The following is a 26,343-nucleotide window of genomic DNA, read 5'->3' on the forward strand; positions in this document are numbered from 1 at the left end:
GTAATCATGGCGCCGGGTCAGGGCTCCCAGACCCCTGGCATGATGGCCGGCTGGCTGCGCGACCCGGTCCACGCCGAGCGCGTACGGGCCTGGTCCGAGGCCGCGGACTGCGATCTCGTCCACTTGGGCACCCGGGCCTCGGCCGCGGAGATCGCCCGCACCGAGAACACCCAGCCGCTGCTGGTCGCCCAGGGCCTGCTGGCCCACGAGGCGCTGGCGGCGGCGGGCACCGCGGTCGCGGCCGGGCACTCGGTCGGCGAGCTCACCGCCGCCGCCTACGCCGGAGCCCTCACGCCCGTCGACGCGGTACGGCTGGCCGCGGTCCGCGGCCGGGCGATGGCCGCGGCCTGCGCCGAGGCACCCACCTCGATGGCGGCCGTGGTCGGCGGCGACGAGGCCCGGGTGCTGGAGCGGATCGCCGAACTCGGCCTGTACGCGGCCACGTTCAACGGTCCCGGCCAGATCGTGGCCGCCGGGCTCACCGAGCACCTCCAGCAGCTGGCGGCGGATCCCCCGCACGGGTCGACCGTCAAACCCCTGCCGGTCGCGGGCGCCTTCCACACCCCGTACATGGAGTCCGCGCGGCAGGCCTTCGCCGCCGCGGTCGCCGCGACCGACTTCGCGGCCCCCCACGGGGCCCTGCTCTCCAACGCCGACGGCGAGGTGGTCGCCGACCCCGAGGCGGTCCGCCGGCGGCTCGTCGACCAGGTGGTCCGGCCGGTGCGCTGGGACCTGTGCCTGCACACCCTCGCCCGCCTGGCACCCGGACTGACGGTGTCCCTGCCGCCCGCCCGCACCCTCGCCAACATCCTCAAGCGCCGCCACCCCGAACTCGACGTCCTCCCGGTCAACACGGCCCGCGACATCGGCAAGGCCCTCGTGCGCATCGGCGAGAGCGCCCGTAAGGAGGAACCCGCCCATGCCGGTGTCTGACCTCTTCGAGCGCGCCCGCGCCGAGCGCCCCGACCACCCCGCGGTCGTCGACGGCGACGGCAGCCTCACCTACGCCGAGCTCGGCACGGACGTCGACCGCGCGGCCGGCTGGCTGCGGGCCCAGGGGATCGCCCCCGGGCAGCGGGTCGTCCACGCCGGTGGCAACGACCGCACCTTCCTCGCCCTCTTCCACGCCACCCTCCGTATCGGCGCCGTCTTCGTCCCCGTCCACCCCGACCTGACCGACCTCCAGGTCGCCGGCATCGTCGAGGACTGCTCGGCCGCCCTGGCGATCTGCCCGCCCGGCGCGGGGCAGCGGGCCGGCCGGACCGTCCCGGTCGAGCAGGCCCGGCAGGAGATCCGGGACGCCCCCGCCGACGGCTTCGCCGCCCGGATCCCGGACGACGGCGTCGCGATGCTGATCTACACCTCGGGCACCACCGGCCGACCGAAGGGCGTCGTCTGCCCGCACCGGCAGATGATCGCGGCCGTCGAGGCCGTGGGCGCCTGCCTCGGCTACACCGCGGACGACGTGGTGCTGTGCCGGCTCCCGCTCTCCTTCGACTACGGCCTCTACCAGGCCCTGCTCTGCGCCCGTACCGGCGGCACGCTCGTCCTCGCCGAACGCGGCGGCGACCGGGGCCTGTTGCGGACGATCGAGCAGCACGGCGTGACCGTCGTCCCGCTCGTTCCCTCGCTGGCCCAGATGCTGGCCCTGCTCCAGAGCAGGCTCAGGCGGCCCACCGGGGTGCGGCTGTTCACCAACACGGGTGCCCGACCCGGCCGCGCCGTCATGGCCGAACTCCTCGAGGCCTTCCCGGGATCGGCGTTCGCCTCGATGTACGGCATGACCGAGTGCAAGCGCATCTCGATCCTCGACCCCGCCGAGTACGCCGCCCACCCCGACTCCGTCGGGCGGCCCATCCCCGGCGACCGGGTCCGGATCGTCGACGGAGCCAAGCGGGAGCTCGGCCCCCGCGAGGTCGGCGAGATCGTCGTGGCCGGCGCCACCGTGATGGCCGGCTACTGGGGCATCCCCCTGGAGGCGCAGCACCGCTACGTCCGCGGCGCCGACGGCGCGCTGGAGCTGCACACCGGCGACCAGGGATACCTCGACGAGGACGGCCGGCTCTACTTCGTCGGCCGCGACGACGACATGATCAAGCGGCGCGGGATCCGCCTCGGGCTGACCGAGATCGAGGACGCCGCCGAGCGGATCCCCGGTGTGATCGCGGCGGTGGCGCTCCGGCCCGAGACCGAGGACGCCCCCCTGCTCCTGGCCGTGCAGACCTCGCTGACGCCCGAAGAGGTCCGCGACCGGCTGCGGCTGCGCCTCGACCGGGCCCGGCTGCCCGACCGGATCGTCCCCCTCGACGCCGTACCGCTGACCGCGAACGGCAAACCGGACCGCAAGGCCGCCGAGCTGCTGGTCCGCGCCGACGACCCCCGCCCCATCGGACAGACGACACGACAGCCCACACAGACGAGGACCACCCATGAACCAGTCGCAGTTTGACCAGCTCGTCGAGGAGATCTGCGCCGTCACGGTCACCGACCCGCAGACCCCGCTCGTGGACCTCGGCGTGGACTCGCTCCAGACGATCGCCCTGGTGATGGCCGTCGAGGAGCAGTACGGCATCGAGATCGACCCCGAGGCGCTCGCCGACCCGGCGCTCACCTCCTCGGCCGGCCTGCTGGCTTCCGTGCAGGACCAGTTGGCCGCCGCACTGCCGGCCAGAACCGGGAGCTGACCGCCATGTGGACCGACACACGACCCGCGGTGGAGATGCCGCGACTGTTCGAGCGGGGCGGGGATCTGATCTCCTTCGCCGGGGGCCTGCCCGACCTGGACGTCCTGCCGCTGGACGTCCTGTCCGCCCAGCTCTCCCGGCTCCTGCGGCTCGGCGGGAAGCTCGCCCTGCAGTACACGACCCCGCATGTCGCGGGGGCCCTGGTGCCGGCGATCACCGACCTGATGGCCCGTGAGGGCGGGCGCACCACCGCCGAGAACCTGGTCCCGACCGGCGGCTCCCAGATGGGGCTGATGGCGGTGGCCCTGGGCCTCGCAGCCCCGGGGGAGACGGTCCTGTGCCAGACCCCCGCCTACCCGGGCGCCGCGGCCGCCTTCCGCACCGCCGGACTGCACCCGCACGCGGTGCCCGAGGACGCCGAGGGGCTCGACCCCGAGGGACTGCGCGAGACGGTGCGCCGACTGCGCGCCGACGGCCGCACCGCCCGCCTCCTGTACTGCAACCCGACCTTCCAGAACCCGACGGGCGCGACCCTCTCCGTCGCCCGCCGGCAGGAACTGCTCACCGTGGCCCGGGAGCTGGACCTGCTGATCGTCGAGGACAACCCCTACGGCCTGCTTGGCTTCGACGGGCGGACCACCGACACCCTCCAGGGCCTCGACCCCGACCGGGTGATCTATCTCGGCACCTTCTCCAAGGTGTTCGCGCCCGGGCTGCGCTGCGGCTGGATCGCGGCGCCGGCGGAACTCGCGAGCACCCTGCGCCGTACGACCGAGATCATGGCGCTGTCCCCGTCCGCGCTCGCCCAGGCGGCGCTCGCCGCCTTCCACACACGGTCCGGCTGGACCGACCTCGTCGACGCCTACCGGGCGAGCTACCGGGAGCGGTCGACGCTGATGGCCGACGCGCTGGACGCCGAGCTCGGCGCCGACGGGCCCTGGTCGTGGCAGCGGCCGGACGGCGGCTTCTACATCTGGCTGCGGCACCGCGACGGCGTCGACACGAACACCTTCGTCGACGCGGCGGCCGAGCACGGGGTCTCCTTCGTGCCCGGCTCCCACTTCGGCATCGGCGGGGAGAACGCCGACGCGCTCAGGCTGTGCTTCAGCCACGTGCCGAAGAAGCGGATCGCCGAGGGGATCTCCCGGCTGGCGGCCGCGCTCGGTCAACGGGCGGCGGAAGGGGCGGCGGCATGACCGGCACGCTCGAAGCGACCCGCACGCTCGACTGGACGGCCTTCGGACCGTCGTACCGGCTGGGCGACAGCGCGTGGCGGGTGTGGGGCGTCGGACTGCTCCGCAGCGCGGGCTTCCCGGTCTCCGGCCTCGGCCTGATCGGCGGACCGCGCGCCGCCCTGGCGGCGCGGCTGCTGGAGGCCGGCGGCGGGACGGACGGCCAGGAGGCCTTCAGCGCCGCCTACCGCGCCGACACCGACGCCGAGGCCGGGCGGCTGGCCCGGCTCGCCACCGACGACAAGGTGCGCACCGCCATCGCCTGGCAGAACCGCACCGTCTACCAGATCCTCGACTCCCTCGCCGCGCGCAAGGGCAAGGAGTCCAAGCGCCGGCAGCGCGAACGCACCCTCGCCATGTACTGGCTGCGGTACTGCGCCAAGGCCGACACCATCGGCTTCTTCGGCCCCGGGGCCTGGATCTCCGTCGGACAGGGGCAGCGCGCCGTCGATCTCGATGTCGGCCCGTCGCTCACCTCGCGCAGCCGTACCTTCCTCGAACGCTGGACGGTGGCCGCGCTGGCCGACTGGATGGCCGGACAGCCGGGCGCCCGCTGGTGGTTCCCGCCGATGCTGCGGCCCGACGTGCATCTCGACGGCGACCGGCTCGTGATGCAGGGCGGCCGTACGGTGCGGCTGCGCGAGGACGACGTCCGGGTGCTGCGCCTGGTGGACGGCGACCGCGCCGGCGAGGCCATCGCCGAGGCGACCGGCTGGGAGCCGGCGACGGCGCGGGAGCGGGTGGAGAAGGTCCTGACCCGGCTGCTGCGGCAGCGGGTGCTGACCTGGGACGCCAACATCCCCGTCGACGTCCGTGCCGAGGAGGTGCTGCGCCGACGGGTGGCCGGCATCGGCGACCCGGAGCTGTTCGTCCGCTTCGACGCCGTCCTCACCGGACTCGACCGGCTGCGCGACGGCATCGACCGCGCGTCGAGCGCCGAGGAGCTCGTGGCGGCGCTCGACCGGCTGGACGAGTTCTTCGTCCGGACGACGGGACAGTCGGCCTCCCGCGACGAGGGCAAGGCGTACGCCGGTCGCACGCTCTGCTACCAGGACTCCCTCCGGGACTGCCGGATGGACCTGGGGCGGGACTTCCTGGACGGGATCGCCCGTCCGCTGGCCCTGGTCGCGGACGCGGCGGACTGGTTCGGCAACCGGCTCGCCGAGCTGGTGGAGGCGGAGGTCGCCGGGTTCGTCCGCAAGGCCGCGGCCCGCCGCCGCGGGGACGTCACCCTCGCCGACGTGTGGACGCAGGTGCTCGGGCTGTTCTGGGGTGACCACGCCACCCCGGTGGAGACCGCGACCCGTGAACTCGCCGAGAAGTGGCGCGAGGTGCTGCACCTCGCCGAGGAACAGCGGGCCCCGGTACGCCTGGCGGTGTCCGACATCGAGGAGCGGGCCCGCGAGGTCTTCGCGACCGGTCCGGTGCGCTCACCCCATCTTGCTGTGCACAGCCCCGACCTGCAGGTGGTGGCCCGGTCCGTCGACGCCTTCAACGCCGGCGACTACACCACCGTCCTCGGTGAACTGCACGCCTGCCTGGCCACACTGGACCTGCCGTTCCTCGACTGGACCACCGACGCCGGCTCGCTGCGGGACAAGGTGAACGCGGCGATCGGCGCCCGGCGGCTGGTGCCGCTGCTGCCGGTCGAGTGGAAGCGCAACAGCGGCCGCATGGTGCCCGCCCCGATCGGCGCCGGCGACCGGCTGATCGGCTTCACCCGGGCTCCGTACGACGACCGTGCCCGCGTCGACCCCGCGGTCTCCGTCGGCCTGGCGGAGAAGGACGGCACGGTCACCGCGACCACCCCCGACGGGGGTGTCTGGAGCATCGCCGAGCTGCTCGCGGTGCCCGTCGCGATCATCGCCGCGGACGCCTTCAAGATCGGCCTGGACCGGCCGCACGCCCCGCGCGTGAGCCTCGACGACCTGGTCCTGTTCCGGGAGACCTGGCGACTGCCGGCCGCCGGAACGGAGCTGCCCGACAAGGCCGAGCGGGAGCGCGACTATCTCGCCGTCCGCCGGTGGGTGGCCGAACACGCCCTGCCCGACCTGCTCTTCGTCAAGTTCCCCGAGGAGACCAAGCCGTCCCTCGTCGACTTCACCAGCCCGACGCTGGTGCTGTCCTTCGCCAACCTCGTCCGGGCCGCGCGCCGGCTCGACCCCGACGCCGTCATCACCCTCAGCGAGCCGCTGCCGGCTCCGGAGGACTCCTGGCTGCCGGACGCCGACGGCGAGCGCTTCGTCAGCGAACTGCGGCTCCAGATCAGCAGAAAGGTGCCGGAATGACCGTCCTCGCCTCCGACGGCGCGGCCCTCGCGGTCCGTGCCACCCGCACCCGGGACCCCGACATCGTCGCGACGATCGGCGGCACCCCGCTGGTCGCCCTCGACCGCCTGTTCCCGCCCGCGCGGTTCCAGGTGTACGCCAAGTGCGAGCGCTTCAACCCGGGCGGCTCCATCAAGGACCGCGCCGCCAAGTCGATGATCGAGCACGCCATCAGGGCGGGGAAGCTCGTCCCCGGCGTCTCCACGGTCGTGGAGTCCTCCTCCGGCAACCTGGGCATCGCGCTCGCCCAGCTGTGCAACTTCTACCGGCTGAACCTGATCTGCGTGATCGACCCGCGCACCACCCCGCAGAACGCCGCCATCATGCGGGCGTACGGCGCGAAGGTCGAGGTCGTCGACCGCGACCCGGCCACCGGCGAGTACCTGCCGGCCCGGATCGAGCGGGTGCGGTCGCTCCTGGCGAGCGTCCCGGACGCCTACTGGCCCAACCAGTACGCCAACGAGCACAACTCCCGGGCCCACCACCACACCATGCGGGAGATCCACGAGGCCCTCCCGGGCGGCCCCGACCACCTGTTCCTCGCGGCCGGCACCACGGGGACGCTGCGCGGCTGCGCCGAGTACATCCGCGACCACGGCCTGGCCACGAACGTGGTGGCGGTGGACGCGGTCGGCAGCGTGATCTTCGGACCGCCGGAGCCGTGGGAGCTCACCCACCGGCGCACGATTCCCGGCCACGGGGCGGCGGTCGTGCCCCCGCTGCTGCGGCCGGGCCTCGCGGACCGGATCGTCAAGGTCACCGACTTCGACTGCGTACGCGGCTGCCGGCAGCTGCTCGCCCAGGAGTCCATCCTCGCCGGCGGTTCCTCGGGCGCCGTCGTGGCCGCCCTCCAGGCCGCCGCGTCCTGGATCGAACCGGGCGCGACCTGCGTGGCCGTCCTTCCCGACGGCGGCGACCGCTACCTCGACACCGTCTACTCCGACTCCTGGGTCGAGGACCGCTTCAAGGAATTCCCGCTCACCGACGACAACCCCGTTCCCGACACCACCGATCACGAAAGGAGTCAGTCATGAGGATCCTCGGTCGCGACGATGTCGCAGTGGCCCTGAAAGGCCTCGGACCCGCCGTCCTCGACGCGGTCCGCAGCGCCTACGTGCTGCACGGCCAGGGCCACTCGCAGGTGCCGTTCTCCAGCTTCCTGCGCCCGCCGCGGCCCGCCGGCTCGCGCATCATCTCCCTGCCCGCCTACCTGGGCGGACCGGAGCCCGTGATGGGCCTGAAGTGGATCTCTTCCTTCCCGGCCAACGTCGAGCAGGGCCTCCAGCGGGCTTCCTCCGTCCAGGTGCTCAACGACCTCGACACCGGATATCCGCAGGCCCTGCTGGAGGGCAGCCAGATCTCGTCCTCGCGGACCGCGGCGAGCGCCGCCCTCGCCAGCGGCGCGCTGCACGGCTCCCGTCCGGTGCGTACGGCCGGGCTCATCGGCTGCGGCACGATCAACCAGCGGGTCCTCGCCTTCCTCACCCTGACCCACCCCGAGCTCGAGACCGTGGTGCTCCAGGACGTGGTCCCGGGCCGAGCGGAGGTGTTCGCCGCCGAACTGGAGTGCGAGTACCCGGGGATCACCTTCCGCACCGGTGACGTCGCCACGGCGCTCGGCGCCCAGACGGTGAGCATCGCGACCACCGACTCGACGTACTGGCTCGACCTGGCCGACCACCCCGACCGCCCGTCCCGCCAGGTGATCCTGCACCTGTCGCTGCGCGACCTGAGCACCGGCTCGGTGCTCGGCGCGTACAACGTGGTCGACGACATCGAGCACGCCGTCCGTGAGCGGACCTCCCTGCACCAGGCCGAACAGGAGGTCGGTCACCGGGAGTTCGTGCACGCCGAGATCGCCACCGTGCTGGGCTGCTCCGAGCCGCCGGCCACGGACGGCACGATCGTCTTCTCGCCCTTCGGGCTCGGCATCCTCGACCTCGCGGTCGCCCAGGCGGTCCTCAAGGCCGCCACCGCGGCCGGCCTCGGCACCGAGGCCGCGGGGTTCGACCCGGGCAGCCACCGGGTCACCGCGGCGATGGCGGGGAGGGCCGCATGAGCACCTTCTTCGCCGAGGGCACCAAGGCCCTCGTCACCGGCGCCTCGCGCGGCATCGGCGCGGCGATCGCGCTCACCCTGGCCGAGCACGGCTGCGACGTGGCCCTCAACTACCGCTCCAACGCGGCGAAGGCCGAGGAGGTCGCCGAGCGGATCCGCGAACTCGGCCGGGAGGCCCTGCCGGTCCGGGCGGACGTCTCCGACGAGGCCCAGGTCGCCGCGATGTACAAGCAGCTGAAGGCGGCCTGGGGGCGTCTCGACGTCGCCGTCCTCAACTCCGGTGTCACCGCCGACGGTCACCTGGCCGCCATGAGCTCCGCCAAGTGGCAGGAGGTCATCGGGACCAATCTGACCGGCACCTTCTACACCGCCCGCGAGGCGACCAAGCAGATGTACGCGAGCGGCGGCGCCATCGTCTTCATCGCCTCCACCAGCGGCATCGCCGGCCGGGCCGGGCAGGCCAACTACGCCGCCAGCAAGGGCGGGGTGATCGCCATGGCCAAGACGCTGTCGTACGAGGTCGCCCCGCGCGGCATCCGGGTCAACGTCGTCGCGCCCGGGTTCATCGACACCGACATGGTCAAGAAGGTGCCGCCGGCCCACATGAAGGAGGCCCTCCAGGTCATCCCGATGGGACGCATGGGCACCGCGGCCGAGGTGGCCCAGGCGGCCGCCTTCCTGGCGGCCCCCGCCGCCTCCTACATCACCGGCAAGGTGCTCACCGTCGACGGCGGAATGATCCCCAACTAGCCATCAGAACCCAGCAGTTGCACAGCATTTATCCCTCTGTGAAAGGAACGCACCGTGTCCGTCGCCACCTTCGAGGACATCCGTACCCAGGCCGAGACCCGTCTGGCCAAGAACATGAAGGTCAAGTCGATGATCATCGACCGCCTCGGCCTGGACGTCGAGCCCGCCGTCGTCTCCGACAACCAGCCGCTGTTCGGCCGCGGCCTGGAGATGGACTCGCTGGACACCCTGGAGATCGTCGTCATGGTCAACAACGAGTACGACGTGCTGATCAGCGACGACGACTTCGAGGCCTTCGGCTCCATCAACGCCCTGGTCGACTTCATCGAAGCCCGCGAGGTCTGAGCATGACGATCGCCTCCGAGGCCCCCGCCAGGCCCCAGCAGAAGCACAGTTACTCCTCCGACGACATCAAGCGGATGCTGCCGCACCGCTGGCCGATGCTGATGATCGACCGTGCCTACGACGTCGTCCCCGGCGTCTCGGGCCGCGGCGTGAAGAGCGTCTCGGTGAACGAGCCCTTCTTCGCCGGGCACTACCCCGACCACTCGATCATGCCGGGCGTGATGATCGTCGAGGCGATGGCCCAGCTGGTGGCCGTCGTGTACGTCGCCGAGATCATCGAAACAGCCGCGGCGGCAGAGGCCACCGGTGCGCCCGAGGGCGGCGGCGACCCCTCCGCGAGCGTCGGCTACCTCGGGTCCATCAGCTCGATGAAGTTCTCCCGGCTCGTCGTCCCCGGCGACCAGCTGACCCTGGACGCCAAGCTCGGCCAGCGGCTGGGCGGCCTCCGGCAGGTGTCGGTGCGGGCGAGCGTCGGCTCGGAACTGGCCGCCGCCGGCTCCCTGATCGTCACCACCGGCCGCAAGGCCTGACCCCCTCTGTCCGGGTCCCACCGAAGAACCCTCGAAGAAAAGGAGGTGAGGCATGTCCATCACGATCCGCCCGTACCAGGAGGGCGACGCGCATGACATCGCGGCGCTCTACAACCGCCACCGCGACAACCCCAACCCGGTAGCGGGCGGCATCACCGGTGACGAGCTGGAGCGCGAGCTGGCCGAACGGGACACGGGGACGTTCCTCGTGGCCGTGGACGGCGGGCGTGTGGTGGGCACCTTCGGCCTGTTCCACAACACCGGCCGGCGCTCCGCCCGTGCCGGTGAGCTCATCGCCGACATGTTCTTCGTCGCCCCCGCCTACCGCAACGGCGTCATCACCGGCCGGCTGTTCACGGAGGCCGTCGAGTGGATGGTGCAGTCCGGCTGCCTCGTGCTCCGGCTCACCGTCAACCCGGCCAACAGCGTCGCGTTCAAGCTCTACCGGCGCGTCGGCTGCGTCTCCGTGGGCCAGACCGTGCCCGGCGAGGACGGCAACGTCGAACTGCACAACTACATCCCGCTGGTCCTGCGCAGCGTGTTCGCGGACCTGGGGCCGGAGGTCAGGTCGGCCCTCGGGGGACTGAACAGCTTCGGCACGGTCACCGAGGCCCGGGACGACGAACTGCGCTCCGACGTCCGGCTGGTGGACGGAGTCCGCACGGTCGACTACCACCTGGCGCTGGGCGAGTTCCGGATCACCGCGAGCGTCGACGTCGACCGCGGCGTCGTACGTGAGGCGGAGGTCACCGGACCCGACGGCACCGCCCGCGCGCTGCGGCTCACCGAACCGCCGTACCACGTGCGCGCACCGCGGCGGCCGGAACCGCACCGGTTCGGCTCCGGCGGGCTGGTCTGCGAGGTGGACGGCGACGACGGCACGCTGTCGGTGCTGGGCGAAGGCCACCACGGCCCGCTGTTCGTCTCCACCTGGCCCAGCTGCCGGGCCGACCGCCCGGCGGGCTGGCGCGAGGGCGAGCCCCGCGACCTGGACATCGTCGCCGTCGAGAACGGGGTCCGGGTCACCGAGCGGTGCGGCGAGGACGAGGTCGTCGGCACGGTCACCCTCACCGAGGGCACCCTGCGGCAGGACTTCGCCTTCACCAGCAGCCCCGGCCGGATCTTCCAGACGGTCGGCCTGCGGCAGGGCACCTTCGTCCACCCGGACGGCGAGCGCCACCCGATCGGCCTCGGCCTCGGCGTCCGCGACGCCTCGGAGGCGGTCGCCGCCTCCCAGGTGGTCCCGGCCGGCACCGAGCTCGCCTGGCGGGGAACGTCGTGGGGCATCGGACTGCCGGTCCGCGAGCCGGTCCGGCTGATCCACAGCGCCCTGCTGGAGCGCGGCCTGACGGCCGGCCCGGACGGAGTGGCCCGGCTGCGGACCGACTTCCACCCGGCGGACGCAAGGACCGACGCGGGGACGGAAGAGGGGACGGAAGCGGGGACCGAAGCCGTACGGCCCGCCCGTACCGCCCCGAAGCCGGGCGCCGTCCGCCGGCTGGAGCTCACCGCCTCCGCCGCCGGAGTCACCTCGTGGAAGGAGGGCACCACCAAGGTCCTGCGCAGCCCGTACCCGCGCACCCGGGTCTTCGGCTACAACCCCCGCTGGTCGGCGGGCATGTGGGTCACCGCGGAGAACAGCCGGTTCGGCCGCGCGAGCGGTCTCGGCTGGGGCGTGCGGCCGGCCGCCTGGGAGGAGAAGCACCCGCTCGGCCTGTTCGCCCCGCGCGAGCGGATCGGCTGGGAACTGACCGCCCCCGAGGACACCGCCGAGCCGGTGCGGGCCGACATCCAGGCCCCGGACAGCGAGGAGGAGATCGTCCTCTGGCTCACCCCGAACACCCCGCGCGAGACCACCGTGCTGCTCGACTCGGCCGGCACCCGATGGGAGCTCGGCTCGGCCGGCTTCCGCCAGATCTGGGCCACCTCGGCCACCGTACGACTCGCCGACGGCAGCTGGCTCGACTGCCGGCCCGCCGACGGCGCCCACGCGGAGGCCGAACTCGTCCTCCGTCCGACCCCGTCCGGCCTGCTCATCGGCTGTGTGTCCCCGGCCCACCGGCCGAGCGCCTGGCAGTTCGCCGTGCACGGCGAACCCACCCGGTCCTGAACCACCGTCCATCACTTCATTTTTCGAAAGGAAACGCCACACCATGACCACCACCACCGTCTCCGCCCTCCGTACCGCCTCGGACGACTACGCCACCGTGCGCACCACCATCGGCGCCTACCGGATCGACGCCCCGCTGGTCCGCGTCTCGGGCGACGAGCGGCTGTCGCTGCTCGACCAGTTCCTGGCCAGGTCGGGCGACTTCGTCGAGCCGGACTCCGTCCGCGAGGTGCTGGCCCTGAACGCCGACGGCACCCCGTTCGCCATCCTGCTGCACTTCGAGATCGGCGAGGACGCCTGGCTGCTGCCCCGCACCCGGGTGAGCGCCGACGAGCTGCGCGGCTACCTCGAGGGGCTGGACGTCCCCGAGGGCGTCGAGGTCGACATCGAGCCGGAGGGCTGGGCCGCCACGGCGTTCGAGGGCCCGACGGCCTGGTCGGTCGCGGCGCGCTTCGTCGACTTCGACATCTCGGGCCTGACCCTGCACGCCGTCACCGAGTCCGCGCTGCCCGACGACCCGGCGGCGCTCGCCCACCTGGCCCGCGTCGGCACCACCGGCGAGTACGGCTACCTGCTCATCAGCAACGCCCCCGAGGCGGCACACCGCGCCGTGCTGGCCGCGGTCCGTGAGGAGGGCGGCGCGCCGGTCGGCGACGAGGGCCTCGCCCGGGTCCAGGCCGAGGCCGGCATGGCCGTCTACGCGGCCGGATTCGCCGGTCTCTCGGTCGACGAGGCCGACCTGTCCTGGATGATCGACTGGAACCGGATCGGCGAGTTCCGCGGCTCCGACGACCTGGTCAGGCCCACCGCCGAGACCGCCCGGCTGACCGCCCTGGCCGCCCCCGCGGACAGCCGGTTCACGGCCGGCACGCAGGTGACGGCGGCCGGTCGGGAGATCGGCACGGTCCTGTGGCAGGCGCCCTCCGCCAACCCGGAGGAGGAGCTCGTCTTCGCCCTCCTGGACGCCCCGTTCTGGGTCTCCGGCCTCGAACTGGCCGCCCGGGACGAGCAGGCCGCAGAGCGCCCGCTGCGCACCGTGACCCTGCCCCGTGTCATCGCCCGCTCCCTCACCACCCGGATCGCCTGATGTCCACGCCGAGAATCGCCCTGACGGGCCTGGGACTGATCACCGGTGCCGGTGACGACGTCGAGAAGGGCTGGTCGTCCATCGCGGCCGGCACCTCCGGAATCCGCACCAACACCCTCATGGACACCTCCGAGCTGCTGACCGAGTGGGCCGGCATGGTCACCGGCGAGCAGCCGGCCGACGTCGACCGCTGCTACGGTCTCGCCGCCACCGCCATCCGGGAGGCCCTGGAGAGCAGCGGGCTCGACCTGGACACCGTCGACCGGGACCGGGTCGCGGTCGTGGTCGGCTCCAGCCTCGGCGCCATGCCGACGCTGGAGAGCGTCCACGCGGACCTCGTCCACGAGGGGAAGCTGGACGCGGAGCGGGCGGCCGCCGTCCAACTGCCCTGCGTCGGCGACTACATCGCCGCCGAGTTCGACCTGCGCGGGCCGCGCGTGGTCCTGTCCAACGCCTGCGCGGCCAGCGCCGTGGCCCTCGGCTACGCGGCCGAGCTGCTGTGGAAGGGGGACGTCGACCACGTCATCTGCGGCGGCGTCGACCCCCTCGCCTCGCTCTCGGCGTACGGGTTCAGCGCCCTGGGCGCGCTCGACCCGGAGCCGTGCTCGCCGATGTCGGCGTCCACGGGCCTGACCCTCGGGGAGGGGGCAGGGTTCATGGTCCTGGAGGCGGCGGACCGCGCAGCCTCCCGGGGCGCCCGGGTCCTCGCCGAGCTGGGCGGCTACGGCCTCTCCTGCGACGGCTACCACCAGACCGCCCCCGACCCGAGCGGCAAGGGCGCCTGCGCCGCCATGGCCCAGGCCCTGGACACGGCGGGTCTGACCCCGCAGGACGTCGACTACCTCAACCTGCACGGCACGGGCACCCCGGCGAACGACGCCTCCGAACCGAAGGCGGTGAAGCTGCTGTTCGGCTCCTCGGTGCCGCCGGCCAGCTCCACCAAGTCGATCCTCGGCCACACCCTCGGCGCGGCCGGCGCGGTCGAGGCGGTGGTCAGCACCCTGGCCATCGACCGCGGCACGCTGCCGCCGACCATCAACACCCGTGGCGTGGACCAGCCGTTCGGCCTGGACGTCATCCCGGACACCGGCCGCGCCGGGGCCCGTCCCGAGGTGGTCATCTCCAACTCCTTCGCCTTCGGCGGCAACAACGCCTCCGTCGTCCTCAACCGGCCGGGCCGCCCGAGCTCGGCCCCGCGCCGCACCGAGCAGGTCCACGAGGTCGTCGTCACCGGAGTCGCGGGGCTGGCGGGCGGCGCGGGCAACACCGCCGACCTGGTGGCCGCCCTCGACGACGAACGCGCCTGCTTCACCGCCACCGAACACGTCCGGGGCGTGGGCGAGGTGCTGGTCGGCCGGGTGGACGTCAAGTCGGCGTCCCGGGGCATCAACCCGAGCCGGGCCCGCCGGATGGACCCGCTCAGCCTGCTGGCCGCCGCCGCGGTCGCCGACCTCTACGGCCGGCACGGCAAGCCCTCGCGGGCCGAGGCCGAGGGCACGGGCATCGTCTTCGCCACCGGCTACGGACCGGTCACCTCGGTCCTGCAGTTCCACAAGGGCGTGCTGCAGCAGGGCATCAGCGGCGCCAACCCGGCGCTGTTCGCCAACACGGTCGTCAACGCGGCCGCCGGCCACGTGGCGATGCTGCACCGCTACCGCGGCTACACCGCGACGATCGCCAACGGCGGCACGAGCTCCGTCCTGGCCCTCCAGCTCGCCGCCCGGGTCATCGCACGCGGCATGGCGGACCGGATCATGGTCGTGATCGCCGACGAGTTCCCCGAGCAGGCGCTGGCCACCCAGGCCGGCCTCCCCGGCTACGCGCGCTCCGGCCCGGTGGTCCCCGGCGGCCGCAGCGGCATGGTGCTCAGCGAAGGCGCGGCGGCCGTCCTCCTGGAGAGCGAGCGGTCGGCCTCGTCCCGGGGCGCGGACGTCCTGGCGAAGGTGCGCGGCTACGGCGCCTCCGGCGAGTCGGCCGGCATCGGCCGGATCGGCCGCGACGGCGAGGCCTGGGCACGGGCGCTGCGCGGCGCGATGGCCGAGGCCCGGGTCATGCCCGACGAGATCGACACCGTCGTCTCGGCGGCCTCCGGCTACAGCCTGGTGGACACCGCCCAGTCCCGGGCCCTGCGCCTCGCGGGCCTTGCCGACCGCCCGACGATCACCCCCAAGGCACTGCTGGGGGAGACCTACGGCAGCGCGGGCGCCCTGGGCCTGGTGGCGGCGCTGACCGCCCCGACCCGGCAGGGCCGGCTGCTGCTCTCCAGCTTCGCCTACGGAGGCAGCTACGCGGCGGCCGTGTTCGACACGGAGGCGTGATGGGGGCGCTGCTGGGGCTGGTGATGGATCCGGTGGTGCGCGGCGCGGCGCGACCTGCCCCGATCGACTGCCTGGTCACCCATCACCCGCACCTTCCCCGCGACCACATGGGCCACCGCCTCAACGCCTCCGGCCGTTCGCTGATCATCGAGGCCGTCGCCCGGGTGTACGGCCTCGACATCGGGGCGCGGGACCTCACGCGGGACGTTCACAAGCGCTGGTACGTCCCGGCCCACCACCTCACCGCCTCGGTCGCGCACTGCGACGGCTGGAGCGCCGTGGCCCTGTCGGCCGGGCAGGTGCACATCGGGGTGGATCTCCAGGACGAGCGGGACCGTCCGGCCGCCATGCGGTGGCTCGGCACCCTGCTCGGCCGCCGGCAGCCCGCCGAGATCCGGGACTTCGCCGAGTGCGAGGCGCTCATCAAGGCCTCGCACGTCACCAAGGAGACGTTCGCCGGGGTCCGGCTGCCCGCGTGGCGGCCGGGCTGGCGGCCCACCAACGTGGGCTCGTACCGGGTGCGTTCGACGACGGTGGCCCCGGCGATGCACCTGGCCCTGGCGGCCGACGCCCCCGCCCCCGTCCGTATGCACACCCCGACCCAGGAGCCGGCATGACAGCCACAGCGGCCGCTGTACGGCCCTACACCCGCCGTATCTCGCAGATCGAGCGCGGCTACCTGAACGCCGCGGCCACCGGCACCCCGCAGCTGATCCAGATGATCGTGGAGGGCGAGGGCCGGATCGACCCCGACGCGCTGCGGGACGCGGTACGGTCCGCCACCCTCGCGAGCCCCGGCCTCGCGGTGCGGCGCCGGGGTGCCGGCTGGCGCGCCGACGGCCCGCTCCCGCCGGTCGTCGAACTCCCCGGCGGCGACGGCTTCGACGCCCCCTTCTTCCACCGCGACCTGGACGTCGTCACCGGCCCGGTCTGCGAGGTCGGGCTCGTCGCGGGGCCGCCGACCCGGCTGGTCGTCCGGGCCAGCCACATCGTCACCGACGGCCGCGGGCTCCGGCAGTGGATCGCCGACGTGTTCCGGGTGCTGCGCGGCGAGGAGCCGGTCGGGGCGGCGTCCGTCGTCGACGACACCCACTTCCGGACGGCCGCCGGGAAGGTGCCGCCCGCCGAGCCGCCCGCCCGGCTGGAGGGCCTGCCCGCGATCCTCGGCGAGGGACCGGCCGACGGCACCCCGCTCTGGATACGGCGCCGGGTGCGGGCGGCCCCGTCGGCGGTCACCGCCCGGGTGGCCGCCGCCCTCTCCCGCCGTCTGGGCGGCGAGACGGGCCGGCTGATCGTGCCGGTGGACCTGCGCCGCCACGACCGCACGGTCCGCTCCACCGCCAACCTCACCTCCCGGCTGGTCCTGGACCTGCACCGGGACGACAGCTGGAAGCGGCTGCACGGCCAGGTCGTCCGGGCCCTGCTCGGCAAGCGCGAGGTGGCCGCGCTGGAGGGGGACTTCCTGCGCAGCAACCCCTTCGCCAACTCGCTGCGCGAGGCCCAGGAGCTGGACGGCACCCGGTTCCCGTGCACGGCGATCATCTCCGACCACGGCCGGATCGACACCGCCGAACTGCGCACCGACCGGTTCCGGCCGACCGGCTTCTCCACGCTGCCGATGCTCGTGCCCTACGCCGAGATGTTCCTGAGCACCTGCCAGGTCGGCGACGAGACCGAACTGACCCTGTCCTGCCGCAGGCGCCCCGGCGCACGCGAGGCGGCCGGGGCGGTCCTCGACGACATCGAGCGTGCGCTGACCGACACACGCTGACGGACCCGAGCCGCCGGGCCCCCGGCAGACACGTGCCGACCGGCCCGAGCCGCCTGCCCCGAACTGACCGGTACGCCCCGACCGGTACGCCCCGACCGGCGCGAACCACCCCGGCCCACTGCCCTGTTGACCTCATCGCCCTGCTAAGGACGCCCACCCATGGCACTGACCGAACAGACCAAAGAGGACGCGCCGAGCCCTCCGCGGGCCGCTTCCGGCCCCGCCCTCGTCACGATGGCCGCGGCCATCACCGGCGGCTTCCTCGCCCTGCTCGACACCACCATCGTCAACGTGTCCCTGCACGAGACCACGGCCAGGTTCGGCTCCATCGGCCAGGTCCAGTGGGTGGTGACCACCTACCTGATGGCGCTGGCCGCCACCATGCCCGCCACCGGCTGGCTGGCCAACCGGTTCGGTGCACGGCGCGTCTTCGCCGCCGCGATCCTGCTGTTCGCGCTCGGCTCGGCGGCCTGCGCGGCCAGCCAGAGCCTGCCCGAGCTGATCGCGGCCCGCGGGGTCGCCGGCGCCGCCGCCGGTGTGCTCACCCCCGTGTCGACGATCCTGCTCACCAGCGGCGTGCCCCGCGAACACCTGGGCCGGGTGCAGTCGTTGAACGGCAGCGTCATGCTGATCAGCCCGCTGCTGGGCCCGACGATCGGCGGCCTCCTGGTCGAGGCCGGGGGATGGTCCGCGGTGTACGTCGTCAACGTCCCACTCTGCGCCGGCCTGCTCTACGTCACCCTGCGCCGGGTCCCCGCGGACCGCCCGAGGGAGGGTGCCGCGAAGCCGCTGGACGTGATCGGCCTGGTGTCCTCGGCCGCCTGCACCGTGTGCACCGTGCTGGCCGTGCACGAGTTCTCCGACCACGCCCTCGACGGGCGGGCGGCCTTCCTGGTCCCGCTGGTCCTCGCCGTGGCGAGCGGTGCCGTGTTCGTCGTACGGGAACTGCGCGCGGCCCACCCGCTGCTCGACGTGCGCCTGTTCGCCCACCGGGTGTACCGGACGGCCGCGATCAACATCTTCTGCCTGGGCTTCGTCCTCTACTCGCCGATGATGCTCATCCCGCTCTACTTCGAGACCGCCCGCGGCGAGACGGCCGTGACGACCGGTCTGCTGATGTCCACGGGAGGCCTCGGCGTGGTCACCGCGGCCTGGCTGTGCCGGGTGCTGATGAAGCGGCTGGGCGGTGGCGGCACCGTCGTCGTCGGCATCACCCTGACGATGCTGGCGACCGTGCCGCTGACCACGCTGTCCTCGGACACCTCGTACGTGCTGCTGTGCGCGAGCCTCGTGGTGCGGGGCCTGGGCACCGGACTGACGATCGTGCCGGCGATGACCCGGGCCTTCCAGTCGATCCGCCCGCAGTCCATCCCGGACGCCTCCTCCCAGCTCAACCTGATCCAGCGGATCGGCGGCACGGTGGCCCTCGCCGTGGTCACGGTGGTCCTGGAGCAGGCGGCCCGAGAGCGCCACGGACTGGTGCCCGGTGCCTTCGCCCACTCCTTCACCTGGGTCCTCGCGATCTACACCGTCACCCTGCTCCCCGCCCTGGCCCTGCTCCTCGCCGACCGCAAGGAGGCACGCGCCGGCGCGGTGCCCGCGTGACCGTACGGGCCCTGTCGTCGCACCTCCGCCCACCGCGCCCCGGGCGCGGCGGGCGGGAATGCGACGAACAGGGCCCGAGGCGACCGCCCGGTATGGCCTACCTGTACCCGTGCCCGGCGCTCAGCGCGAGGAGGGCAGCCAGCCGTCCTGGACCGCGTGCACCCCCGCCTCGAAGCGGCTGCGCGCGTCCAGGCGTTCCATCAGGGTGGCGGCGGTGCGCCGGGCCGTGCGCGGGGAGACGCCGAGGCGCTTGGCGATGGCCTCGTCGGTGTAGCCCTGGGCGAGCATCTTGAGCACGGCACGCTCCTGCGGCGGCATGCCCTTCGCCTCGCACTTCGGTGTACTCCCCAGCGCCGTCGCGGTGTTCCACACGCCCTCGAAGAGCGCGCACAGGGCCGCGACCGTCCCCGCCCCGCTCAGCACCACCCCGCCGACCCGGGCGTCGCTCGTGTCGACCGGCAGCACCGCCTTGCACCGGTCGAAGATGATCATCCGGACCGGCAGTTCGGGCACGGTACGGACCTGTCCGCCGCGGGAGTGCAGCCAGCCGACGTGGTCCAGGGTGGGCTGATGGTTGCGCACACTGTCGAGATACACCGTCCGCATCCGCACCCCGCGGTCGAGCAGGGCGGAGTTGGGGGCGCGACTGGCCTGGAGGTCCTCGGCCCGGTGCGCGCCGCCCGGCGCGAACGTGGCGACCTCGACCTGGGCCGACTGGGCCAGTTCCGCGAGCCGTTCCCGGATCGCCTCCAGGCCGTCCAGCTGTTCGGAATCGCTGTCGATGCCCCGTGGTCGCAGCGAGGAGCATTCGGCGATCAGTTGGGCCGCCGCCGCTCTGGATTTCTCCACGCGCATCTGCTGCGCCGCCAACTCCGCCTGCTGGCGCGCCAGCAGCACCTCCATGGCGGTCTCCGGGCCGACGGCCCGGAAGCCTATGCCCTTGCGGGCCGATGGCTGGATCAAGGCGAGTTCGCTGAGCCGGTCCAGCCCCGCGCGAACCCGTTCCTCCGGCAGCCCGAGCCGGGACACGAGGACGATGATGCCCTCCAGTGGATTGGCCAGCATCCACCGGTAGATGGCTTCTGCCTCGGCATCCAGTCCCAGAACCTCCAACATGATGCAGTCCCCCTGTTGCTGTCACACACTGCACACACTGTGTTCGAAACTTAGTGCCCCTGAGCTTACTGACCTTGAACTGCGGATGGCGGCTCGGCGGCACGGAGGACGGTTCCGGCCAATCGCTCGGCTTTCAACCATCCGTGGTGCCAGAGTGAGGACCACGCCGCATACCGGCCGGCGCGAGGGCCTTCCCGGCCCATTCGAGGACGGCTTCCGGGACACCTTTCGGACCCCTGTCGTATGACGCTTTATGCCATGGCACAAAGCGTCCATCGTGAGCCGGTCCACGGCTGCTGAACAGCGCCGAAGATGAAGTCATGTATCTCATCCACGTGCGCCTGCGCGCCCCTGTCGAGGAGTCCGCCCGGCCCGATCTGGCGGCGATCATTTCCTCGTGCGCCGAGGAAAGCGACGGCCTGGAACACGTCTCCGTGCACGCGCACGCAGGCGAGGGCCTCACGCTGGGCCTTTTCCTCCTCGCCGAGTCCCTGGACGCGGCCGAGGACAGCGCCGCGCGACTGTCACGGCGGGCCGTGGAACAGCATCCGGACCTGCTCGGCTACGGCGTCGTGACCTCCGGGGCCGTCCTGGTGCCCGGCCCCTGGTGGGACACGTGAGTCTCGCGTTTCCCCAGGTCGGGGTGGACGGGTTAGGCCGCTGCACATTCCGTCCAGCCGTCTGCTGTTCCCTCCGGCCCGCCCGCCGAGCAGAGTTGAGCCATCGACGGAACGAAAGCCGCCGAAGACTTCACCGAAGAGTCCGCTGAAGAGTCCGGAAGTACTCACTCCGGAAATCCATTCACTCAATCGAGGAGAAAATCCATGCAGGGCACCCGTGTCTCCAAAATCGTCGCCGCCGCGCTGATCGTTCTCGGTGGAATGGCGATGACGGTGACCGTCACGGATTCTCCGAAGAACATCACGCACGCCGTCGAGAGTGACCTCCGCACCACCGCGGGCGACCACACCGACGGCGATGTCACCTGGGGCCCCTGAACATTCACGGGGGCATGTGCTGAACCGAGTTGAAAGACATCGGGGGACAGAAGAAATGGAATTCCTGGTCCTGGGATCTCTGGAACTGCGTGAGTCGGGCATCCCGATCCGCGTCCGGGGCATGCGGCAACAGCGGCTCCTCGCCCTGCTGCTCCTCAACGCCAACCGGGTCGTTCCGATGGACGCGCTGGTGGACGAACTGTGGGAGGACCCACCGTCGTCGGCCCGTCCGCAGGTGCACAACGCGATCCGCGACCTGCGCCGCATCCTCTCCGCGTCCGACGGGACCAGCCTGGTCACCGTGGACGTCGGCTACCGCCTGGTCGTACCCGAGGACGCCGTGGACGCGCACCGGTTCGTCAGCCGGGTGCACGCGGCCAAGGCGGCGGAGCGCGAGAACCGGTACGCCGAGGCCGTCCGGCTCCTCCAGTCGGCGGTCGACCTCTGGCGCGGGGAGGCCTTCGCCGGGATCCAGTGCCCGGCGGTCTGCGGCGCCGCGGTCAAGCTGGCCGAGCAGCGGCTGACCGCCGTGGAGGACCTCGTCGCACTGCGCCTGAAGCTCGGCGAGACCGGCTCCCTCGTCGGGGAACTGCACGCGCTGATCGCGGAGTACCCGCTGCGGGAGGCCCTGCGCGGCAGCCTGATGATCGCCCTGTGCCGCAGCGGCCGGCAGGCCGACGCCCTCGCGGTCTACGACGAGGGCCGGCGGTTCCTGGTGGACGAGCTGGGCCTGGAGCCGAGCCCCCGGCTGCGCGCCCTGCACGCGGAGATCCTCGCCGACTCCCCGGACCTGCACGGTTCGGGGGGACCCACCCTCACGGCGGCCGGCGCCGAGCCGTCCGACGACCGCAGGACGGGACCCTCCGCACCGCCCGGGAACGGCAGGCACTACCTGCCCCACGACCTCACGGACTTCACCGGGCGTACCGCGGAACTGGCCACCCTGACGGCCGTCGCCGCACAGGAGCCGGGCGGCTCGCCGGTGATGGTGGCGATCGACGGCATGGGCGGGGTCGGCAAGACGACGCTCGCGGTGCGCCTAGCCCACAGGGTCACCGAGCTCTACCCGGACGGGCAGTACTTCATCAACCTGCACGGCTTCAGTGCGACCCGGTCGCCGGTGCCGACCGAGCAGGCGCTCGCCGTCCTCCTGCAGGCGAGCGGTCTCACCGCGCAGGAGATCCCGCCCAGCCTGGAGGAGCGCAGCGCCCTGTGGCGCTCACGCCTGGCGGGCCGCCGTTGCCTGGTCGTCCTCGACGACGCGGCGGACAGCGCCCATGTCACGCCCCTGCTGCCGGGCACCGGGGGCACGTTGGTGCTGGTGACGAGCCGGCGCAAGCTGACCGCCCTGGACGGCGCTCAACCGCTCTGCCTCGACGTGCTGCCGCCCGCCGACGCCGTGACGCTGTTCCGGCGGATCGTCGGAGAGCCCCGCGCGCGGCGCGAGCCGACACAGGTCGCGCAGGCCGTCGAGCTGTGCGGCCGGCTGCCGCTGGCCCTGCGCATCGCCGCGACCCGGCTGCGCGACCGTCCGGCGTGGGCCGTCGCCGACCTCGTCGAGCGCCTCGCGCACCCGGCGCAGCGGGCCCGCTGTCTCCAGACCGCCGACCGCGACCTGATGGCCGTGCTGCGGGTGTCCTACGACCATCTGAGCGCGCCCGAAAGGCGGTTCAGCAGGCTCATCAGCCTCCAGCCGTCCGCCTCCTACGACATCGCGCACGCGGCCCTCGTCACGGGGCTGCCGGCCGGGGACGTGGAACACCACTTCGACGCGCTGATCGAGAACAACCTGATCCGGGAGGACACCCCGGCCCGGTTCTCCTTCCACAGCCTGATCCGGGACTGCGCCCGGGAGCTGCTCGTCGAGGAGGCGGGCGCGGCCGCCTGAAGCGAATCTCCGTTCCGCCCCTGGTCGTGCCGCGCTTACGATGCGCGCAGTCGTACAACTGCCTGAACCGTCTGAACCAGGAGCACGGTACTCGTGTCCATACCCCCGCCTCCCGGGCCGCACCAGCCCCAGGACCCGTACCAGCCTCCGCAGCCGCAGGGCCCGTACCCGCAGGACCCGTTCGCCCCGCCCCCGCAGGACCTGTACGCCCAGGGGCCGTACGGCCCGCAGGGTCCGATGGGTCCGGGGCCGATGGGTCCGGGTCAGATGGGTCCGGGGCCTGGTCAGATGGGGCCGTACCCGCACGCGCCGTACCCGCAGGCCCCGTACGGCGCGGTGCCGTATCCCGTCTGGGGCCAGGGCTACAGCCCCTACGGCCGGCCCTCGCCGGTCAACGGCGTGGCCATCGCCGCCCTCGTCCTCGGCCTGCTCTGCTTCCTGCCTGGCGTCGGGCTGCTCCTCGGGATCATCGCCCTGGTGCAGATCAGGAAGCGGGGGGAGCGCGGCAAGGCGATGGCGATCGTGGGCACGGTCCTGTCCTCGGTCGGACTCGCGGTGTGGGTCCTCGCGCTGTCCACGGGCGGCGCCTCCGACTTCTGGGACGGCTTCAAGGAGGGTGCGAGCGGCAACTCCAGCTTCGCGCTCGCCAAGGGCGACTGCTTCGACGTGCCGGGTGAGACCTTCGACGAGGACGTCTACGACGTCGACGAGGTGGACTGCTCCGGTGAGCACGACGCCGAGGTGTTCGCCACGGTCCCGCTGACCGGCGACAGCTTCCCGGGCGACGACCACGTCACGGACGTGGCCGACGACAAGTGCTACACGCTCCAGGACGCCTACGCGATGGACCCCTGGGCGCTGACCGACGAGGTCGACATCTACTACCTGACGCCCACCGCCGACAGCTGGAGCTGGGGCGACCGCGAGATCACCTGTGTCTTCGCCAACGTGGACGAGAAGGGCACCCTGACCGGCTCGCTGCGCGCCGACGCGTCGACGCTCGACGCCGACCAGTTCGCCTTCCTCAAGGCGATGGCCGCCGTCGACGACGTCCTCTTCGAGGAGCCGGAGGAGTACGCCGAGGAGGACCTCACGAGCAACCGCACCTGGGCCGGTGACACCGGCGAAGTGACCGGCAATCAGGCGGACCAGCTGGGCTCGCACCTCTGGATGACGCCGGCCCGGGAAAAGCCGCTGGCCGCCCTGGTGAAGGACATGCGGGACGCGGCCGAGGAGTGGACGGCGGCGGAGAAGGCCACCGACGCCGACGGCTTCTACGAGCACTACGACACGGCCTACGCATACGTCGACGGGGCCACCACCGTCACGGCCCGCGAGGCTCTGGGCCTGGCCACCACGCCACCCACCTACGACGAGGACTCCGACAGCGGGAGCGGTGGCGCGGGCGGGGGCGACAGCGACAGCGGCCTGGATGTGTGATCGCGTCCACAGCGGGGAGAAAGTGCCTGGGTAAAGCGTTTCCCGAACACATGTCATCACATCGAGTGATTCTCTGGCCTTTGCTTGCACGGTACAACCCACGGTTGCCAGGCTGTAGCTGTCTGTACAACCTGATGGGAGTGGCCAGTGACATTCGGTGAGCAGCCGGCGTATCTGCGTGTCGCGGGTGATCTCCGCAAGAAGATCTCCGACGGGTCGCTGCCACCGCACACCCGGCTCCCTTCGCAGGCGAGAATCCGGGAGGAGTACGGGGTCTCCGACACCGTCGCCCTCGAGGCGCGCAAGGTGCTGATGGCCGAGGGGCTGGTCGAGGGCCGCTCCGGTTCGGGCACCTATGTGCGCGAGCGGCCCGTGCCGCGCCGGATCGCCCGCTCCGGCTACCGGCCCGTGAGCGGCGCCACGCCGTTCCGCCAGGAGCAGGCCGAGGCGCACACGCGGGGAACCTGGGAGTCCAGCAGCGAGCAGGCCGAGGCGGGCGTCTCCGTCGCCGAGCGGCTCGGCATCGCGTCCGGCGACCGCGTGATGTGCACCAGGTACGTCTTCCGGGAGGCCGGCGAGGCGATGATGCTCTCCACCTCCTGGGAGCCCCTCGCCGTCACCGGCCGCACCCCCGTCATGCTGCCCGAGGAGGGCCCGCTCGGCGGCATGGGTGTCGTCGAACGGATGCGCGCCATCGACGTGATCGTCGACAACGTCACGGAGGAGGTCGGCGCCCGGCCCGGTCTCGCCGAGGAGCTCCTCGCCCTCGGCGGTGTCCCCGGGCACGTCGTCCTGGTCGTCCAGCGCACGTACTACGCCTCGGGCCGCCCGGTCGAGACGGCCGACGTGGTGATCCCGGCCGACCGTTACCGGGTCGCCTACCACCTGCCCGTGAAGTGACCGCCGGAGTGCGCCGGGAGCGTCTCCCGGCGCGGGGCGGGGTTCGCCGCCCGGCGGCGTGGGTGGAGCGGTGGGGGCGGGGGTGCCGTCCGAGGCGCTAGCGCACTTCTTCGGGCGGCGCACACCCTTCCGGCAGTTGCCCCCGGTATCCGCCCGCCGCGGACCCGCCCGCGTGCCGTCGGAATCCGGTCGTTTCCGGTTGTTCCCGCAGGTCGTCCCGTTGGTGCCCGGAACCCCGCCGACCGGACGCATCGCGGCGCGCGCACGGCGCGTTCGGTCTCGTGCGCCCCCTGCGTCTTGGCTGGTTGCGTACCTCTTTGTGCAAAGTCGTGTTCGGTGCGTAAAGGTAAGGCGTACGCTCGGGCATATGCGGATTGCGGTTTCCTTAGAGGGCGGGGCGCGAGGCGTGCCGCGGACGGGATCCGGGCGGGCCGGGACGAGAAGGGGGCGTGGGGCTCGATGAACGACAGCACCATCTCCCTGCCCTGGCTCGTCATACGGCAGGACGACAACGGCAATCGCTACCGCGTGGGCAGGTACGCGACCCGGGCCGAGGCTCAGAAGATCGCGGACAGCCTCGACAGCCGCGGCCACAAGCAGCTCTACTGGGTCGAGCGCATCGGCCAGGGGCAGAGCCAGGGCCAGGCGCAGGCCCAGGCCCAGAACGGGGACGGCACGCTGAACTGACGTTCCGTGCGGTCCCGTAGGCTCCGGCACATGACGGAACGGATCGTGGTGGTGGGAGCCGCTCTGCTCGACGCCGGCCGCCTGCTCGCCGCGCGCCGCAGCGCACCCCCGGAACTCGCCGGCCGCTGGGAACTGCCCGGCGGCAAGGTCGAGCAGGGGGAGGAGCCGGAGGCCGCCCTCGTGCGCGAGCTGCACGAGGAACTCGGCGTCGAGGCCGAGACCGTCGAGCGCGTCCCCGGCGAGTGGCCGCTCAGGCCGCCCTACGTCCTCCAGGTGTGGACCGCCCGGCTGCGCCCCGGCTCCACCGCTCCCGAGCCCCTCCAGGACCATGACGCGCTGCGCTGGCTCACCCCGGCCGAGATCTGGGACGTCGACTGGCTGGACCAGGACGTGCCCGCGGTGCGCGAGACACTCCCGAAGCTCGGCACCGCGTCCCGCTGAACCGGGACTCGCTGAACCTGAGCCGTTGGACCGGGGCCTGCCACGCCCGGGCCGCT

At 72.7% G+C, this 26,343-nt stretch carries 24 protein-coding genes; 23 read left to right on the forward strand and 1 reads right to left on the reverse strand.

What is annotated here, in order from left to right; all coding sequences use genetic code 11:
- Positions 1-6: 6 nt before the first annotated feature.
- The 16 genes from OG736_RS28260 (at position 7) to OG736_RS28335 (ending at position 18,817) form a co-directional block, all read left to right on the forward strand.
- Entirely contained in the window at positions 7-933 is a 927-nt protein-coding gene (locus OG736_RS28260; protein WP_327184899.1) for an ACP S-malonyltransferase, read from the forward strand.
- Positions 920-2,449 (forward strand): class I adenylate-forming enzyme family protein, encoded by a 1,530-nt coding sequence (locus OG736_RS28265; RefSeq protein WP_327184900.1) that lies wholly within the window; start codon positions 920-922, stop codon positions 2,447-2,449. The genes OG736_RS28260 and OG736_RS28265 overlap by 14 nt, the downstream gene beginning before the upstream one ends.
- Positions 2,430-2,684 carry an acyl carrier protein gene (locus OG736_RS28270; protein ID WP_327184901.1) on the forward strand — a complete coding sequence of 85 codons (255 nt, stop codon included), beginning with the start codon at positions 2,430-2,432 and terminating at the stop codon, positions 2,682-2,684. Before OG736_RS28265 ends, OG736_RS28270 begins: the two co-directional genes overlap by 20 nt.
- A gap of 5 nt (positions 2,685-2,689) precedes the next feature.
- Positions 2,690-3,880 carry an aminotransferase-like domain-containing protein gene (locus OG736_RS28275; RefSeq protein ID WP_327184902.1) on the forward strand — a complete coding sequence of 397 codons (1,191 nt, stop codon included), beginning with the start codon at positions 2,690-2,692 and terminating at the stop codon, positions 3,878-3,880.
- On the forward strand, positions 3,877-6,204 hold the full coding sequence (locus OG736_RS28280) for a lantibiotic dehydratase (RefSeq protein WP_327184903.1): 2,328 nt from the start codon (positions 3,877-3,879) through the stop codon (positions 6,202-6,204). The genes OG736_RS28275 and OG736_RS28280 overlap by 4 nt, the downstream gene beginning before the upstream one ends.
- Entirely contained in the window at positions 6,201-7,277 is a 1,077-nt protein-coding gene (gene sbnA, locus OG736_RS28285; protein ID WP_327184904.1) for a 2,3-diaminopropionate biosynthesis protein SbnA, read from the forward strand. Before OG736_RS28280 ends, sbnA begins: the two co-directional genes overlap by 4 nt.
- On the forward strand, positions 7,274-8,302 hold the full coding sequence (gene sbnB / locus OG736_RS28290; RefSeq protein WP_327184905.1) for a 2,3-diaminopropionate biosynthesis protein SbnB: 1,029 nt from the start codon (positions 7,274-7,276) through the stop codon (positions 8,300-8,302). The genes sbnA and sbnB overlap by 4 nt, the downstream gene beginning before the upstream one ends.
- Complete coding sequence (gene fabG, locus OG736_RS28295) at positions 8,299-9,051, forward strand: 3-oxoacyl-ACP reductase FabG (RefSeq protein ID WP_054242646.1); 753 nt, start codon at positions 8,299-8,301, stop codon at positions 9,049-9,051. Before sbnB ends, fabG begins: the two co-directional genes overlap by 4 nt.
- Positions 9,052-9,105: 54 nt before the next feature.
- Complete coding sequence (locus OG736_RS28300) at positions 9,106-9,396, forward strand: acyl carrier protein (RefSeq protein ID WP_020127988.1); 291 nt, start codon at positions 9,106-9,108, stop codon at positions 9,394-9,396.
- A 2-nt stretch (positions 9,397-9,398) separates the two neighbouring features.
- On the forward strand, positions 9,399-9,926 hold the full coding sequence (gene fabZ / locus OG736_RS28305) for a 3-hydroxyacyl-ACP dehydratase FabZ (RefSeq protein ID WP_327184906.1): 528 nt from the start codon (positions 9,399-9,401) through the stop codon (positions 9,924-9,926).
- A 52-nt stretch (positions 9,927-9,978) separates the two neighbouring features.
- On the forward strand, positions 9,979-12,036 hold the full coding sequence (locus OG736_RS28310; protein ID WP_327184907.1) for a GNAT family N-acetyltransferase: 2,058 nt from the start codon (positions 9,979-9,981) through the stop codon (positions 12,034-12,036).
- 43 nt (positions 12,037-12,079) lie between these two features.
- Positions 12,080-13,123 carry an aminomethyl transferase family protein gene (locus tag OG736_RS28315; RefSeq protein ID WP_327184908.1) on the forward strand — a complete coding sequence of 348 codons (1,044 nt, stop codon included), beginning with the start codon at positions 12,080-12,082 and terminating at the stop codon, positions 13,121-13,123.
- Complete coding sequence (locus OG736_RS28320) at positions 13,123-15,441, forward strand: beta-ketoacyl synthase N-terminal-like domain-containing protein (protein WP_327184909.1); 2,319 nt, start codon at positions 13,123-13,125, stop codon at positions 15,439-15,441. Before OG736_RS28315 ends, OG736_RS28320 begins: the two co-directional genes overlap by 1 nt.
- Entirely contained in the window at positions 15,441-16,058 is a 618-nt protein-coding gene (locus OG736_RS28325; protein ID WP_327184910.1) for a hypothetical protein, read from the forward strand. The genes OG736_RS28320 and OG736_RS28325 overlap by 1 nt, the downstream gene beginning before the upstream one ends.
- Positions 16,055-17,212 (forward strand): hypothetical protein, encoded by a 1,158-nt coding sequence (locus tag OG736_RS28330; RefSeq protein ID WP_327184911.1) that lies wholly within the window; start codon positions 16,055-16,057, stop codon positions 17,210-17,212. The genes OG736_RS28325 and OG736_RS28330 overlap by 4 nt, the downstream gene beginning before the upstream one ends.
- 159 nt (positions 17,213-17,371) lie before the next feature.
- Positions 17,372-18,817 carry a DHA2 family efflux MFS transporter permease subunit gene (locus OG736_RS28335; protein WP_327184912.1) on the forward strand — a complete coding sequence of 482 codons (1,446 nt, stop codon included), beginning with the start codon at positions 17,372-17,374 and terminating at the stop codon, positions 18,815-18,817.
- A 120-nt stretch (positions 18,818-18,937) separates the two neighbouring features.
- Here OG736_RS28335 and OG736_RS28340 read toward each other — a convergent pair whose 3' ends face one another.
- Positions 18,938-19,933 (reverse strand): LuxR C-terminal-related transcriptional regulator, encoded by a 996-nt coding sequence (locus tag OG736_RS28340; RefSeq protein WP_327184913.1) that lies wholly within the window; start codon positions 19,931-19,933, stop codon positions 18,938-18,940.
- A gap of 320 nt (positions 19,934-20,253) precedes the next feature.
- Here OG736_RS28340 and OG736_RS28345 point away from each other — a divergent pair, with 320 nt between their 5' ends.
- The 7 genes from OG736_RS28345 to OG736_RS28375 all read left to right on the forward strand — a co-directional run bounded on the left by OG736_RS28345 (position 20,254) and on the right by OG736_RS28375 (position 26,287).
- On the forward strand, positions 20,254-20,553 hold the full coding sequence (locus tag OG736_RS28345) for a hypothetical protein (RefSeq protein ID WP_327184914.1): 300 nt from the start codon (positions 20,254-20,256) through the stop codon (positions 20,551-20,553).
- A gap of 204 nt (positions 20,554-20,757) precedes the next feature.
- Positions 20,758-20,931, forward strand: a complete 174-nt coding sequence (locus OG736_RS28350; RefSeq protein WP_020127978.1) for a hypothetical protein — start codon at positions 20,758-20,760, stop codon at positions 20,929-20,931.
- Positions 20,932-20,986: 55 nt separating this feature from the next.
- On the forward strand, positions 20,987-22,819 hold the full coding sequence (locus OG736_RS28355) for an AfsR/SARP family transcriptional regulator (RefSeq protein WP_327184915.1): 1,833 nt from the start codon (positions 20,987-20,989) through the stop codon (positions 22,817-22,819).
- Positions 22,820-22,912: 93 nt separating this feature from the next.
- Entirely contained in the window at positions 22,913-24,259 is a 1,347-nt protein-coding gene (locus tag OG736_RS28360) for a DUF4190 domain-containing protein (protein ID WP_327184916.1), read from the forward strand.
- A 147-nt stretch (positions 24,260-24,406) separates the two neighbouring features.
- On the forward strand, positions 24,407-25,159 hold the full coding sequence (locus OG736_RS28365) for a GntR family transcriptional regulator (protein WP_171399254.1): 753 nt from the start codon (positions 24,407-24,409) through the stop codon (positions 25,157-25,159).
- A gap of 459 nt (positions 25,160-25,618) precedes the next feature.
- A complete protein-coding gene (locus OG736_RS28370; RefSeq protein ID WP_327184917.1) occupies positions 25,619-25,846 on the forward strand; it encodes an SPOR domain-containing protein in 228 nt (75 codons plus the stop codon).
- A 30-nt stretch (positions 25,847-25,876) separates the two neighbouring features.
- Complete coding sequence (locus OG736_RS28375; RefSeq protein ID WP_327184918.1) at positions 25,877-26,287, forward strand: (deoxy)nucleoside triphosphate pyrophosphohydrolase; 411 nt, start codon at positions 25,877-25,879, stop codon at positions 26,285-26,287.
- Positions 26,288-26,343 lie beyond the last annotated feature (56 nt).

Source organism: Streptomyces sp. NBC_01334 (genome assembly GCF_035983595.1).
Taxonomy (GTDB): domain Bacteria; phylum Actinomycetota; class Actinomycetes; order Streptomycetales; family Streptomycetaceae; genus Streptomyces; species Streptomyces coriariae.